Origin of the sequence: Paractinoplanes polyasparticus, assembly GCF_019710575.1 — a bacterium.
GTDB lineage: Bacteria > Actinomycetota > Actinomycetes > Mycobacteriales > Micromonosporaceae > Actinoplanes > Actinoplanes polyasparticus.
On record NZ_JAHWFK010000031.1, the window covers coordinates 121,601 to 135,642 of the forward strand.

General features: G+C 70.6%; 15 protein-coding genes. 7 read left to right on the top strand and 8 right to left on the bottom strand.

What is annotated here, in order from left to right:
* Window positions 1-3 precede the first annotated feature (3 nt).
* Window positions 4-1,614 (top strand): alpha/beta hydrolase, encoded by a 1,611-nt coding sequence (locus KXC43_RS27580; protein WP_221379065.1) that lies wholly within the window; start codon window positions 4-6, stop codon window positions 1,612-1,614.
* Between the two features lie 95 nt (window positions 1,615-1,709).
* Here the strand turns inward: KXC43_RS27580 and KXC43_RS27585 are convergent, their stop codons facing one another.
* Window positions 1,710-2,303, bottom strand: coding sequence for a class I SAM-dependent methyltransferase (locus KXC43_RS27585; protein ID WP_221379066.1), 594 nt, complete (start codon window positions 2,301-2,303; stop codon window positions 1,710-1,712).
* Window positions 2,304-2,384: 81 nt separating this feature from the next.
* Entirely contained in the window at window positions 2,385-3,020 is a 636-nt protein-coding gene (locus KXC43_RS27590; RefSeq protein ID WP_221379067.1) for a TetR/AcrR family transcriptional regulator, read from the bottom strand.
* Here KXC43_RS27590 and KXC43_RS27595 point away from each other — a divergent pair.
* Complete coding sequence (locus KXC43_RS27595; protein ID WP_221379068.1) at window positions 2,995-3,591, top strand: DUF998 domain-containing protein; 597 nt, start codon at window positions 2,995-2,997, stop codon at window positions 3,589-3,591. The two genes, KXC43_RS27590 and KXC43_RS27595, sit on opposite strands and share 26 nt — an antisense overlap.
* Here the strand turns inward: KXC43_RS27595 and KXC43_RS27600 are convergent.
* Complete coding sequence (locus tag KXC43_RS27600) at window positions 3,582-5,555, bottom strand: ABC1 kinase family protein (protein ID WP_308129282.1); 1,974 nt, start codon at window positions 5,553-5,555, stop codon at window positions 3,582-3,584. The two genes, KXC43_RS27595 and KXC43_RS27600, sit on opposite strands and share 10 nt — an antisense overlap.
* A gap of 97 nt (window positions 5,556-5,652) precedes the next feature.
* Between KXC43_RS27600 and KXC43_RS27605 the strand changes: the two genes are divergently transcribed.
* Window positions 5,653-6,033 carry a hypothetical protein gene (locus tag KXC43_RS27605; protein WP_221379069.1) on the top strand — a complete coding sequence of 127 codons (381 nt, stop codon included), beginning with the start codon at window positions 5,653-5,655 and terminating at the stop codon, window positions 6,031-6,033.
* A gap of 96 nt (window positions 6,034-6,129) precedes the next feature.
* Window positions 6,130-6,948, top strand: coding sequence for an SAM-dependent methyltransferase (locus KXC43_RS27610; RefSeq protein WP_308129283.1), 819 nt, complete (start codon window positions 6,130-6,132; stop codon window positions 6,946-6,948).
* Here KXC43_RS27610 and KXC43_RS52830 read toward each other — a convergent pair.
* From KXC43_RS52830 to KXC43_RS27625, 3 genes are read right to left on the bottom strand one after another with little or no spacing between them, the layout of a single operon-like run.
* Window positions 6,914-8,650, bottom strand: coding sequence for an amylo-alpha-1,6-glucosidase (locus KXC43_RS52830; RefSeq protein ID WP_221379071.1), 1,737 nt, complete (start codon window positions 8,648-8,650; stop codon window positions 6,914-6,916). The two genes, KXC43_RS27610 and KXC43_RS52830, sit on opposite strands and share 35 nt — an antisense overlap.
* A gap of 14 nt (window positions 8,651-8,664) precedes the next feature.
* A complete protein-coding gene (locus KXC43_RS27620; protein WP_221379072.1) occupies window positions 8,665-8,985 on the bottom strand; it encodes an STAS domain-containing protein in 321 nt (106 codons plus the stop codon).
* A gap of 36 nt (window positions 8,986-9,021) precedes the next feature.
* The gene (locus KXC43_RS27625; RefSeq protein WP_221379073.1) at window positions 9,022-9,453 is read right to left on the bottom strand and encodes an ATP-binding protein; all 432 of its coding nucleotides are present in this window, start codon (window positions 9,451-9,453) and stop codon (window positions 9,022-9,024) included.
* A gap of 147 nt (window positions 9,454-9,600) precedes the next feature.
* Between KXC43_RS27625 and KXC43_RS27630 the strand changes: the two genes are divergently transcribed.
* Genes KXC43_RS27630 through KXC43_RS27640 form a run of 3 tightly spaced genes read left to right on the top strand, consistent with a single transcriptional unit; the run spans window position 9,601 to window position 11,446 of the window.
* Window positions 9,601-10,320 (top strand): class I SAM-dependent methyltransferase, encoded by a 720-nt coding sequence (locus KXC43_RS27630; protein ID WP_221379074.1) that lies wholly within the window; start codon window positions 9,601-9,603, stop codon window positions 10,318-10,320.
* The gene (locus KXC43_RS27635; protein WP_221379075.1) at window positions 10,317-10,643 is read left to right on the top strand and encodes a hypothetical protein; all 327 of its coding nucleotides are present in this window, start codon (window positions 10,317-10,319) and stop codon (window positions 10,641-10,643) included. The genes KXC43_RS27630 and KXC43_RS27635 overlap by 4 nt, the downstream gene beginning before the upstream one ends.
* Window positions 10,643-11,446 carry a nitroreductase family protein gene (locus KXC43_RS27640; RefSeq protein WP_221379076.1) on the top strand — a complete coding sequence of 268 codons (804 nt, stop codon included), beginning with the start codon at window positions 10,643-10,645 and terminating at the stop codon, window positions 11,444-11,446. The genes KXC43_RS27635 and KXC43_RS27640 overlap by 1 nt, the downstream gene beginning before the upstream one ends.
* Before the next feature lie 16 nt (window positions 11,447-11,462).
* Here the strand turns inward: KXC43_RS27640 and KXC43_RS27645 are convergent, their stop codons facing one another.
* Window positions 11,463-12,485, bottom strand: a complete 1,023-nt coding sequence (locus tag KXC43_RS27645) for a PaaX family transcriptional regulator (protein ID WP_255644920.1) — start codon at window positions 12,483-12,485, stop codon at window positions 11,463-11,465.
* A 74-nt stretch (window positions 12,486-12,559) separates the two neighbouring features.
* Complete coding sequence (locus KXC43_RS27650) at window positions 12,560-13,888, bottom strand: extracellular catalytic domain type 1 short-chain-length polyhydroxyalkanoate depolymerase (protein ID WP_221379077.1); 1,329 nt, start codon at window positions 13,886-13,888, stop codon at window positions 12,560-12,562.
* Window positions 13,889-14,042: the final 154 nt, after the last annotated feature.

The following is a 14,042-nucleotide window of genomic DNA, read 5'->3' on the forward strand; positions in this document are numbered from 1 at the left end:
ACTGTGCCCAGAACGATCAACGACAAGCTTTTCGCGCATCGGGGAAACCGGGGATCGCGCCGCTTCGGTCTCGCCGGCCTCGCCCTGCTGATGTGTGGGATCTCGGCCATGGGTTGCACGCCGGCAGACAACGAGCAACCGGATCCGGCAGGGAGCTCGGCAATTGCCGATCTGGGAAAGTACTACTCGCAGAAGCTGGAGTGGAAGGGCTGCGCCGAATTCGCCACCAGCAAGCGCGAGGCCGAGATCCTGGCCGATCCCGCGGCTGAGTGCGCGCGATTGACCGTGCCGCTTGATTACGACGATCCACACGGAACCACCGCTTCCGTGGCGGTTCTGCGCATCAAGGCGCGAGGCGACTCGCAGGGCTCGGTGGTGTTCAACCCGGGCGGTCCGGGCGGTTCCGGCGTCCTCGGTGGCCTGGCCGCCGGCCGCGGGCTGGCCAAGAGCCGCATCACGGAGACGTTCGACTTCGTCGGGTTCGACCCGCGCGGCGTCGGCGCCACCGAGCCCGCCGCGGACTGCTATGCCGAGAAGGGCACGAGCCGGGGCGACAAGGTGTTCCCCTCGTTGACGCTGACCGTCGATCTGACGGAGGAGGACACCCGTGCGGTGTTCGAGCGTTGCGCCGAGGGATCCGGGGGAGCGAAGGCGCTCGCGCAGATGGGTTCCCGGACGACGGCCCGCGACTTGGACGTTCTGCGGGCGGCACTGGGCGACGAGAAGCTGACCTTCCTCGGCCAGAGTTACGGCACCCGCCTGGGCAGCGTCTATGCCGAACAGTTCCCGCAGCGGGTACGGGCGATGATCCTCGACGGCGCGTTCGATCCGGGGCTGGGCACGATCGAACGGCGGCTGGGCGCGTACGGAGGTTTCCAGCGCGCTTTCACCGTGATGGCGGCCGCGTGCGCCAAGGACGCCAAGTGCCCGTTGGGGACCGACCCGAAGGCATGGACGTCGACGTTCCAGGACATCCTGCAACCGCTACGGGACAAGCCCGTGCCCGCCGGCGACCAGGAGCTGGACTTCGACGGGGCGCTCGGCGGAGTGATGGCGGGGCTCTACAGCCCGAGGCTGTGGCCCACCATCGTGAGCGGCCTGGCCGAGGTGCGGCAGGGCCGCGGTGACGCACTGCTGCGGTTGGCGACCGACATCGGTGGCGGCGAGGGCGACACGGCGCTCAACGGCAATGTCACCGAGGCCATGTTCGCGATCAACTGCATGGACGAGCAACGCCTGACGCCACAGGATGTCGCCCAGCTGCGAACGCGGACGTTCGAGATCGCGCCCTTCATGAACCCCGGCGGCGACGTCACGAAGGGCGCCCGGGACGGCTGCGAGTTCTGGCCGGCTCAGCCCACTCTCGGCATTCCGTACGCTCAGAACATCCCAGGCGTGCCGAAGACACTGGTCGTCTCGATCACCGGTGATCCCACCACTCCGCACGCCGGCGGCATCAAGCTCGCCGCGACCCTCGGAAGCGACCTGCTGACGGTGAAGGGCGAGGGACACACGGTCGTCTCCTCCGGGGCGAACACGTGTGTCGACAAGATCGCTGCCGACTACCTGGTCGACCTCAAGCTGCCGCAGACGATGCCCGCTTGTTCGGTGTGAGCCGTTCGTTCGCGGGTCCTGCGGTGGAGAACGCCGCGAGCCGGTCGACAACGGCGTCGATCGGCTCGCGGCGCGTCGTGCACAAGTTCCTGAACCTAGGGGCGCTTGGGCCGGCGGCAGTGGTAGACCAGCGCGGGCGGCACGTTGGCCCAGACCGTACGGCCGAGCACGACCTCCTCGAAGCGGTCGTTCAACGCCGAGCGGAAGCGGCGGGCCGGCCCGGACCAGCGCGCGTGTACGTACGCGAAGGTGGTGAAGCCGCCGTCCGGGTGCAGGACGGTGGTGAGCGCGTCGAGGATGTCGCGTTGCGTTCCCCCGTCGAACGCGGCCCAGGGCAGCCCGCTGACGATGACGTCGGCGTGGGGCAGCCTCCGTTCGCGTAGCAGGCGGGGCAGCTCGCGCGCGTCGGCGGTGACCGCGTCGAGGCCGGGGAAGCGTTCGCCGAGCAGCGCGGTGAAGCGGGCGTTCACGTCGACCGCGAGGTGGTGCCCGCGCCCGCCCAGCGTGGTCTGGATCTGCCGGGTGAACGCGCCCGTGCCCGGCCCCAGCTCGATCACGGTGGGCTGCCCGGACGCCGGGATGGGCAGCGAGACCTGCCGCGACAGGGCCTGGCTGCTGGGCGTCACCGACGCCACCGATCGGGGCTCGCGCAGGAATTCGCAGGCGAAGGAAAGTGTGGACGACGACATGCTCACCATGATCGTCGAAGCGGCGGCGATCATCCTGGGCCTGTCGGTCCCACCCAACGCCTCTGCCGGGTCCGGCGACGGTCAGAGCCCTGACACGTACTGATCCCAGCCCTGGTCGAGGAGGCGGAACCCCGCGTCGAGCATCGGATCGGTGTCACTCTTCACGAGCAGCTGGATCTGGAGCGCGAAGCGGGCGTACATGCGGATCTCGTCGCTCGGCTGGGGCCGGCCGAACTCGTCCGCGATGGCCGTGGCCAGTGCGTCCTCGTGGCGAAGCCACATCCGGGAGGCGTAGTCCTGCAGGGCGGGTGTCGCCTCTATCAGCGCCATGAAGCGGCTGCGGAGCGCCCCGTCCTCGCCGGTCCACATGTCGATGAACTCGGCGCGGTAGTAGGCCTTCAGAGCTTCGGAGATCGAGCCGCCCGGCCGGTCGCGTACGGCGGCGACGAGTCTCTCGCGCTGCGCTTCCTCCTCGAAGAAGAGAAGTGCCTCCTTCTGGGGGAAGTGGGCGAACACAGTCGTGGGGGAGACGTCCGCCTCGTCGGCGATCTCGCGCACGCTCACCGCGTCGAAGCCGCGCTCGAGGAACAACCGCTGCGCCGCCTGCAGGATCGAGCCGGGAACGGCCGCCTCCGGGCCGCCTCGAACGACGCAGCGGCGCGCGGCCGGAGTGACACTCGCCGCCGCGGCCGTGATCTTCTTCCTCGCCGAGTTCATCGCGGCCGCGGCGTGGACAGATCCGCCCTACAGCTACACGTACCACTACATCAGCGACCTCGGGGTCCACGGTCCGCTGGAAGTGCTCGACCAGTACATGTACTCGCCGTTGGCCTGGGTCATGAACACCGGCTTCTTCCTGTACGGCGTCGTGGTGTTCGCCGGTGCCGCCATGCTCGCCGGCCTGCGCGGCGGGCGTCGCGGGGCGGTGCTCGTGCTGGCCGCCCTGGTGGGCGCCGGCAGCGTCCTGCTGGCCTTCTTCCCCGGCGACGGCCAGGCCGGCACGTATCACGGACTGGGCGCCATGGCGACCATCGTCGGTGGCAACGTGCTGATCATCCTCATCGGACGCTGGTACCGGCGCCACGGCGTCGCTCGCCGGCCCGGTCGGGCCATGGTCGTACTCGGCGCGTTCGGGCTGGTCTCGACGGTGGCCTTCCTGGCCGTCGCCGGATCGGGGGCGAACGTCCTGGTCGGGCTCGTCGAGCGCTGTGCCGTCTATCCGGTCCTCGTCGGCCTGCTCTGCGCGGGTGTGTCGATCGGCAGAGCCCGGCGCCCGGGTCATTCGTGACGGAAGACCGTGACCAGCACGCGCAGGACGAGGACCACCGAGACGACCAGCAGGCCGTAGCCCAGCAGCGGGAACAGGGCGACGCCGGTGCTGACCCGCGGGCCGCCGCCGGTGCCGAGCAGGAGCGTGGCCATCAGGCCCGCGGTCGCGCCGATCACCGTGAGAAGCACCTGGTGGAGCAGGCCGGTCACCAGCCGCCGGTCCTGGTCGTCGGCGAACAGTCGCACGTTGAACCGCAGCCGTCCGTGTTCCACTGCGTCGCCGATCCGGTCGATGCGGCGGGGGAGCCCGCGCAGCATCGGCAGGATCGTGCTGAGCTCCTGTTCGAGGGCGTCGCGCAGGTTGCCGGGCGTGAGGGTGTCGGCGATGCGGCGACCGGCCGACGCCCGGGCCTGGCCGACGAGGTCGATTTCGGGGTGGACGAGGGCGAGCGTGCCCTCGAGCGTGGTGACGGCCCGGAACACGGCGGCGACCGACGGGGGCACACCGAGGCCGTGGGCCGTGAACGTGTTCAGCAGCGCGGCGACCGCCGCGACGCCGACGGTGCTGCCCGGGGCCGCATAGCGCACGATGAGCGCCCCGACCACCCGCTGGAGCTCTCGCTCGTCCACGTCGCCGGGACGGTCGAGCAGTTGCAACAGCGCGTCGGTGACAGCGACCGAGTCGCCACGCCCGACCGCCAGCAGCAGTCGGCCGATGGCGGTCCGGGTCACCGCGTCGATCCGGCCGACCGAGCCGAGGTCGAGCATGCCCAGCGAACCGTCGTCGGTGAGCAGCAGGTTGCCCGGGTGCAGGTCGACGTGGAACAGGCCGTGCACCAGGATCTGGTCGAGCATGTTGTCGAGCAGGCCGGACGCGATCTCGGCCCGCCGCTGGTCGTCGAGTCGCGCGAGGATCGGGGCGGCCGTGCCGAGCGGCGTGCCGGGCAGGCGGTCCATCACCAGCACCCGTTCGGAGCTGATCGCCGGGTACGGGGCCGGCACCCGCACCCCACGCTCGGGTGAGCCGGCCAGCGCCGCGGCCATGGCCTGCAGGTTGTCGCGCTCGATCGTGAAGTCGAGCTCCTCGCGCAGGGCCGCGGCGAACCCGGTGGCGAGGCCGCGTACGCCGAAGGCCCGGCCCCAGGCCGTACGTTCCTCGAGCATCCCGCCCAGCCGGAGCAGGATGTCCAGATCGCGCTCGACGATCCGGGTGATGCCCGGCCGCTGCACCTTCACGACGACCTCGGTGCCGTCGAGCAGCCGGGCCGCGTGCACCTGGGCCACCGACGCCGCGGCCAGCGGTTCCCGCTCGATCTCGCGGAAGACCTCGTCGACCGGGCGGCCCAGCTCGGCAGTCAGCACTGCGTCGATCTCGGACCAGGGCACCGGGGTCGCCTTGTCCTGCAGCGCGGTCAGTTCGTCGGCGAACTCGGCGGGCAGCAGATCATGCCGGGTGGACAGCAGCTGACCGATCTTGACGAAGGTCACGCCGCCCTCGTCGAGGGCGGCCCGCAGGGAGCGGGCCAGCCGCCGCCGCGCTGCCGCCGACGTCGGTCCCGGCTGCGCCCGGCCCCGCAGGAACCGCCCGAGGCCGTGCCGCAGCACGATCCGGACGATCGTCGAGTAGCGCCGGGTGCGTTCGACCCGGCGGCGGGCCCCCTTCCAGGCCTCGACCGGTCCAGGCAGCGAACCCGTCGGCAGCAGCACCTCGAGGACGACCAGCGCGGCCATGGCGAGCAGGGCGGCGACCAGGAGCGACGCCGCGCCCAGCAGGAAGGCCTCACCGCCGCCGACCGTCGCCGGATCGGCCGGCGCGAACGCCGACAGGATCGGCGCCGTCACGAGCATGGCCAGCACGGCGGCCAGCAGGGCGCGCACGAGCCCGACCCGGACGCCGAGCAGCCGCCGGATGACCGCGGCGAACGCCAGCACCGTCACGACGACGACGGGGACGAACAGCACTATCGACAGGGCTCGTTCCACGAAGAGTGACGATATCGTCGCTTGTCACGTCCGGTGTTCCCGGTTGCGCGGCGGCCACGTGACCGGCCCTTCGCGAGGCATCGATACGCTTCGCAGCATGTCTCCCGATGCGGCCGGTCTGTTCGCGCAGGTGCAGGCCGCGCTGCTCATCGCAATCGTGGTGGAGATGAGAGGCGTGCCCGGCGATCGGGTTCCCCGGCGGATGGCTTTCTGGAACCCGTTGGCTGTCTTCGCGGTGTTCTTCGGGCTGGCAGTCAATCTGACCGGCGTGGCCGCCGACAAGCCGTTGCCGGGCGTAATGGTCTTCGTAGTTTCCGGCGCGACTGCGTTCGCCGCTTACATCCTGTTGACCAATGCTTTCCACCGCGCCATGGTGCTGCTGGGAGCGGAAGGCTCGTCACAAGGTGCTCTGCTGGTCGCCGCCTTCGCTGCGGGCATGGCCGCCTTCGCCGTATGGGGATACGTGTTCCTCTTCTAGTGTGGACCGCGCCACCTCGGCCCGTGCGGGTCCACTTTGTATCGGCGGAATCGGTACAGTTCCTGGATCCGTCCTCCGACATCGATGGGAGACACTGTGACCGAGCCGGATCCCGCGACGGCAGTGATCGACTCATCGGTGCCGCACCCGGCCCGTCGCTACGACTACTGGCTGGGCGGCAAGGACAACTTCGCGGCCGATCGGGAGTCCGCGGACGCCATCGAGGCCAAGTTTCCCGGGATGCGCGCCGGAATCCGGGCCAACCGCGCTGTGCTGCGCCGGATGACCGAATACCTGGCCGCCGAGGCCGGTATACGGCAGTTCCTGGACATCGGCACCGGGCTGCCGACCGCGGACAACACGCACGAGGTGGCGCAGCGCTCAGCCCCGCAGGCTCGGGTGCTGTACGTCGACAACGACCCTCTCGTCATGTCCCATGCCCGGGCGCTGCTGACCAGCAGTCCCGAGGGCGCCACCGACTACATCGAGGCGGACCTGCGCGAGCCGCAAGCCATTCTGGACGCCGCCCGCGAACGGCAGGTGCTGGATCTGTCCCAGCCGGTGGCGCTGATGCTGATCGCCGTCCTGCACTTCATCCCGCCCGGCGACGGGCAGGCCCAGGCCATCGTGCGCACGCTGATCGACGCACTGCCCCCCGGCAGCTATCTGGCGGCAACCCATTTCACGCTCGATTTCATGCCACCCGAGGAACAGGCCCGTTATCAGCAGCTGCTCGATGCGGGGATCAGCGACATCTGGCCGCGGGACCGGGCCGCGTTCGCGACCCTGTTCGACGGCCTGGAACTGGTCGACCCCGGCGTCGAACTGATCAGCCGGTGGCGGCCCGAGGCGCAGGCCGACACCACTGACCCCAGCCGGATCAGCATCTGGGGCGCTGTCGCCCGGAAGCCGTGACCGCGCCGAGGCGCCGGCGCTGATGGGCCGCGGCCAGGGTGAGGTACGCGGCGGCCGTCCAGGTGTAGGCGCGGTCGCGCAGGCCGGCCCCGGTCTCGGCGTCGAAGTTCTCGGCGAAGCCGGACTGCTCGCACAGGGCGCGGAACCGGTCGCTGACGGTGTCGGCCAGGCCGGTGTGCCCGGCGCGGCGGAGGCCGTCCTCGACGAGGACCGTGGACGGGGCCCAGATCGGTCCTCGCCAGTAGCCGTCCGCGGCGTAGTGCGGTGAGCCGGGTGGTTCCGTCGCCAGCCCGTACTTCGTGAGGTGAGCTTCGAGCCGCTCGGCGAGCGCCGTGTGGATCTCGGTGGGCAGGTCGTCGCCGAGGACGATGGGCATGAGCGCGAGCAGGCTGCTGCTGTCGTGCGCCTGTCCGGTGCGGGGGTCGCGGGCGACGAATCGCCCGTCGTGCCACAGGTCCGACAGCAGCGCGGCCCGCATCCGGCCGGCCGTGGCCTGCCAGTCCGCGGCGGCGTCGGCTTCGCCGAGCTCGGTGGCGAGCGCGGCGAGTTCCCTCAGTTGCAGGATCAGGAAGGCGGCGAGGTCGGCCGTCTCGAGCGTCCGGCCGGCGTCGAAGGTGGTGGCGTTGTCCCAGCCGCTGTCGTTGCCGTGCTGATAGTGCGGGAGGACGTGGCCGGGCACGCGGCGCTGGGTGAGCCAGAACGTGGTCCAGCTGCTCAATCGCCGATAGGCGCTGGACATTTCGGAGCGGGTGAGCTGCCGGCCCAGGTCGCAGCGCAGACGAGCGAGGGCCCAGCCGTGAACGGGAGGTTTGACGAAGTTGTAGAGCACCTCGGAATGGGTCACCGAGTCGGGCAGGGCGCCGGTCGGTTCCTGATGGTCGAAGGGAAGGTGGAACTGGTGCCAGGCCAGTTCGGGGTCGCCCGCGGCGAGGGCCAGGGCGTTGAAGCAGTGGTCCCAGCTCCACACCTTGTCCATCCAGTGCTTGGACATCAGCACGGCGGGCCGGGTGAGGAACCCGGCCGGGGCCACGGTCGCCGACCACAGCACGTACGCGGCCAGTTCCGCGGCCGGCGTGCGGGCGTCGCGCCAGGGGGCCACCGCTTCGACGTACGCCCGGAAAGCCTCACCCGCACGGCGGGCCACCTCGTCGAAGGGCGCCTCGGGCCGGTACGGATCGCGGCTGGTCGCGTATTCCTCGATGGCGACCTCCCAGTCGGGGCCGTCCGGCAGATCGAGATGCCGTTCCCCGATGCCGAGCAGCTCCACGCCGGCCGCGCCGCCGCCCGTGGGAGCGCTCAGCACGGTTACCCGGTAACGCCGCCCGGTCTCGTACGACGTGAAGACGTAGGCGCCGTCGCGCGGGTCACGGTAGAGGTAGGTGCCGGAGAACGGGGTCAGCGTCTCAGCGGCGGCCGCGATGCGCATGCCCAGGCCGGCGCCGCGTAGCCGGACCGTGCCGGCGTTCTCGTGCACCAACTCGACCTGCCCGCTGCCGTGCCGCCACCGCAGCCGGGTGGGTGTGGCCTCCACGTCCGCGCCCGCCGGCGTGGCGGTGAACCGCAGAACCGGGTGCATGCCGGTCTGGTGTGACACCAGGTGCAGGTCGTCGGCGTAGACGTTCTCCGCGATGACGGGCGAGATGTCGAACCAGGATCCCGGGAAGCTGAACGGGATGTCCCGTACGGAAAAGGTGGTGATCACGGGGTGGACACCCTTCAGCGGCAGAGGACTTCGGACAACCCCGTTATGTCCAGAACCTCCTGAACTGTGCCGTGGCCGTTGACGACGGTGAACTGACGCTGGGCCGCGGTGGCGGCTTCATAGCCCGCCACCAGGCCGGCCACGGCGTGCGAGTCGATGAAGCGGGTCTGTTCGAGATCGACCACCACATGCGTGACACCGGGCCGGCGCGCCGCGTCGGCCAACGCGCGCGAGAGGGCGGGCCCGACGCTCACGTCGAAGTCGCCGGCCAAGGTCACCCGCAGGATGCCGGTGGGCGCCTCCTGCTGGGAGATCGTGAAGGGTGAGGTACTCACAACCGGAGTGTCTACCACGCGGGTATGACACGGGGCTCATGGCCGCGGCCGGGGGAAGGAGGCCCAGACGTGCTTGGTCGTCGCCGTGACGTACCAGCAGACCTGCTCGGCCATCGCCAGGCAGATCGGCAGTCCGCGGCCGCCGGCGCGGATGCCGGGACCGGCGTCGGCCGGGCTCGGAAGGTCGCGAACAGCGTGGTCGCTGACCTCGAGGAAGTAGCAGGCGTCATCACTCAGCACGCGCACCACCACCGGCGGCAGCCCGTGGCGCAGGGCGTTGGCGGTCAGCTCGGTCGCCACGAGTCCCATCTGCTCCGCCGTCGTGTCGTCGGTGGGACCGGCCGTCTGCTCGGCCAAGAATCGCAGGATTCCCGCGCGGATCCTTCTCAGGTCCGTGACGCTGTCGGCGTTCCAGGTGAGCAGTACGGACGCCGATGCCGGTGGTCTGAGCATCCGCAGGGCCGCCATGGGTGCTGTGATGCCCGGTCGCCGAGATCGGAAACTCCGCCACGCCCGAACGTGACAGATATTCGTATCGATGCCGGCCCCATCGACGCGTTTTCTGACTCCCGAGGGGGTAAGCAAGCCGTCGCGGAGAGATCGGAGAACTGAACCATGAGCAGCAGCCGTACGGCGAGTGTGCGCGGGCTTGCCCGGCGGGACACCGCATCGCGGGAGCTGATGGACGATCCCGGCTGCGACCCTGATCGGCTCGAGCGCACCTACCGTCAGTTCACCGCGGTCAATCGGCTCGTCTCGGGCTGGCGGCGGCTCTACCGGCAACGGATCCGGCCGCATCTGGACACCCGTCGGCCGACGACGCTGCTGGACATCGGCTTCGGCGGTGGCGACATCTCCCGCGCTCTGGCGAGATGGGCGGCCCGCGACGGGCTGCTGCTGCGGACGACAGCCATCGATCCGGACGCGCGTGCCCTGAGCCATGTGCGCCGGCTTCCCGATGCCGGAGTCCGCTTCGAACAGGCGTCGAGTGCGGAGCTGGTCGCCCGCGGTGACCGGTACGACCTGGTGGTGTCCAATCACCTTCTGCACCACCTCGACGCCGGGGAGCTCTCCGCCCTGCTGGCCGACAGCCTGGCGCTGTCCCACCGCTTGGTCATCCACAACGACCTCGCCCGGGGGCGCGTCGGCTACGGCCTGTACGCCGCCGCCACACTGCCGTTCGCCCGCCGCTCCTTCGTCCATCAGGACGGGCTGCTCTCCATCCGCCGCAGCTACCGGCGAGCCGAGCTGCAAGCCGTCGTCCCGCCGGGGTGGCGAGTCGCGCCGATGTTCCCGCAACGCCTGCTGCTCATCTGCGAGAGAGGCCATTCATGACCCGGACCCTGGTCACCGCGGCCGCGGCGAGCTACGCGGTCAACGCCGCCTTCGGTACGGCAGTCGCCGCCGGGGTGATCGACAACCGGCGCATCCGCTGGGTCCACCACGCGCTGTTCAGCGCGACGGCCTCGCTCACCGTGCTCGCGGTCGCCGCCGGCGCGCTCGAGCGCCGGCCCGCCGGTCTCGCGTTGCTGCCGGCGCTCGGCCCGTTGACCGCACTGCCGTACGCCGGTGGACGAATCCGCCGGCACGCCGCCCTGGCCGGGTCGGCGGCGCCGGCGTACGCGGCCGCTCTCGTTTCCGCCTGGAGGAGTCACTGATGGAGTTTCTCGATGTGGTGCGTCGCCGCCGGACGACCAACGGCCCGTTCCTGCCCGACCCGGTCTCCGAGGAGCATCAGCGGCTGCTGATGGAGGTCGCCGGGCGGGCCCCGTCCCAGCTGAACAGCCAGCCGTGGCGATTCGTGATCGTGGAGGAACGCCCGGCGATCGAGGCCATCGCCCGGATCAGCGGCGAGAGCATGACCGAGGCGATGTCCAACGGCACGTTCTTCGAGCGGTACAAGCCCTATTTCCGGTTCAGCAAGCAGGAGATGGAACGCCGGCGCGACGGGATGCTGTTCGACCGTCTGCCCGCGCCGCTGCGCCCGTTCACCAGCCAGGTGTTCACCGGCCGCGGGCAGAAGCTCATGAACGCCATGCGCGTGCCGCAGACCCTGGGCGAGGAGAACCGCAAACTCGTCGCCGGGTCCCCGCTGCTGCTCGGCGTGATGCTCGACCGGTCCGAGTACCGGCCCGGCGAACTGTCGTCGTTCTATTCGGTGTTCAGCATGGGCGCGGCGATGGAGAACCTGTGGCTGACCACGGTCGAGCTCGGCCTGGGCATCCAGTTCATCTCCTTCCCGATGGAGGTGCCCGGCCGCTGGGACGAGATCGTGCGCCTGCTCGAGGTGCCGGACGACCTGGAGCTGATGGCCGTGTACCGGCTCGGCTACCTGCCCGCCGAGCAGCGGCGGCCGCCTATCGACTGGACCAGCGAGCAACGCAAGCTGCCGTCGCAGTACGTCTTCCGCGGCACCTGCGCGACCCCGCAGGAAGGCTGGGACAACAGTAACGGCGGCTGAGGGGGCCGTGACAGTGTCAGACCGAGTGGCTCGCCGGGCGCAGGCCGGCGGCCAGGTCGGCGACGCTGTGCGCCTGAATGCCGGCGACCGGGCCGTCGGCGGAGCGGGCCGCGATGGAACGGACGTGATCCTGGGCGGTGGCGGCCAGACCGTCGTAGACGGCGACGAACAACGCCCGGGCCGGTTCCCGCAGCCATCCCGGTGGTAGCAGCTGGAGGGGCAGGCGCGGGTCGAGGACGGGCAGGCGGCGGTAGGTGTCCATGACCTCGGTGCGGGCCCGGACCGCCTCGGCCCCGGTCAGCCGCCCGGTCGAGATCCGGGCCGGCACGAGGCGCCAGTGCTGGATGAAGGCCTCGTACTCGCGGGCGATGGCCGCGGTGTCCCAGGCCTCCAGGGGCGTCCGGTGCAGGCCGGCGGCGAGTTCGACGTGCCGGGCGCGGAACACGGTCATGGTGCCAGGGCCCATGAGGGCCAGCTGTGCCCGCGCCTTGTCCGGAAGGTCGTGCGGTGAGATCCACAGGCCGTCGTACAGCGGGGCGTATCCCATCCAGCGCAATTTGTTGCGGAGCTCCTGCCGTTGGGCGCGTTCCCCTGGTGGCAGCGAGAAAGCGATCAGGGTCCAGTGCTCGTCCCACGGTTCGGCGCCTCCGGCGGGCGAGACGATCGAGCTGCCGCCGACGGACAGGAAGGCGGCCGCGTCCGGGGTGAGCCGGTAGGCGCTCCGCCGTCCCTGCCGCTGGACCTGCAGCACCCCGCGCCGGGCGAGGCGGCTGATGGCGGTCCGCGCCCCGGCGTAGCTCACACCGGCCTCGGCGAGCAGGGCCACGATGGCGGCCGACGGCAGTTCGGCCCCGGTGCTCAGGGTGTAGTCGGCGAGCAGAGTCACCGTCAGGTCCTGCGGTGAGTTGCCGGCCTGCCGCCGGGGTAGGCGAACGGTTCCCGCAGCGTCGTCCGGGAAGATCTCGTCGATGTCGTACGGGCTGGTCACGCGACGGGCTCCGGCCGGATCGGGGGCTGACGGCTCCGAGGATCTTCCCATGCCCGCATGCGATACCGAGACCCCGAGGACCGGGCGGACGGCGTGCCGTCCACCCGGTCCTGCCGATGCCTGTGTCAGCCTGTGCAGGCGGAGCCGTTGAGCGCGTACGCGGTGGGCGCCCCGTTGTTGCCGGTGTGGGTGGCCTGGAATCCGACACTGATCGAAGCGCCGGGCGCCAGGCTCGCGTTGTAGCCGGCGTTGGTCGCCGTGACCCGTCCGGAGGTGGGCGCGTAGGAGGCGCTCCAGCCGCCGGTGATGGTCTGACCCGGGGGCAGGTCGAAGGCGAGAGCCCAGCCGTTGATCGTGGCGTTGCCGCTGTTCGTGATGGTGATGTTCGTGGTCAGGCCGGTGTTCCAGGCGTTGACCGTGGCGGTGGCCCGGCACGCCGAGGTCGCCGGCGGGGTCGTCGGAGGAGTAGTGGGCGGAGTAGTCGGCGGGGTCGTCGGGGGAGTGGTGGGCGGGGTGGTCGGAGGTGTGGTGAGGCCGAAGAAGGCGATGGCGGAAGCAGCCATGCCGCTGCTGGGCAGGCTGTGCCCGGCGCCCTGGATGCTGTAGGCCTCGACCTGGACGGTGCCCGTGGCGTCGGCCCAGCGGCGGCGGTTCCAGCCCGCCTGCGGAGTGTCGCTGGACGTGGGCGTCGTGCTGAGCCCGAAGACGTTGGTCCACTGCTCGATCGACTCCTGCAGCAGGGAGTAGGGCACGAGGGTGTCGTTGGTGCCGTGCCACAGCTGCACGCGGGGACGGGCGCCGGTGTAGCCGGGTGACGCCTGGCGGACGGCGTCACCCCATTGCTGGGGTGTGCGGTTCATGCTGCCACCGGTGCACTGACCGCCGGGCGGGTAGTCGGCCGCGTTGGCGAAGCAGTTGAACGGCACGCCCATGAAGGACGCGCCGGCCTTGAACAGGTCGGGATAGAGGGCGAGCATGTGCTGGGTCATCATGCCGCCGGACGAGCTGCCGGTGGCGTACACCCGGTTCTGGTCGCCGCCGTACCGCTGGCCGGCGTAGGCCACCATCGAGGCGATCGAAATCGGATCGCTGCCGCCGTTGCGCTGCTTGGCCGCCGCGGACCAGGTGTCGAAGCATTTACCGAAACCTGCCTCCTGCATCGCGGACGGGTAGATCACGATGAACCCGTACCGGTCGGCCAGGGAGGCGAACTCGCTGCCGGAGTAGAAGCCGGGGCCCGAACCGCCGCAGCCGTGCATGGCGACCACGATCGCCGGGTTGGCCGGGCGGGTGTCCGGCACGTAGATGTGCATACGCATGCCGCCCGGATTGGCGCCGAAGCCGGTCACCTCGGTCAGCGCGGCCGCGAAGGCCGGACGGGCCGCCGGGACGGCGAGACCGGCCAGGGTCAGCAAGGTGGTCAGGGCGAACAGCAGGTTGCGTCTGATCTTCATACTCGTCACTCCTGAAGGAGGCCGAGCCGTACGCACGGACATGCCACGGGTGCGCACAGCCCACGGGGAAGACGGGGGATGCCGGCCCTGCCCGGAGGACATGCGGGTGCTCTGCCCTGTCTTCACCCGCACCGGCACCGGAAGTACCCGGTGC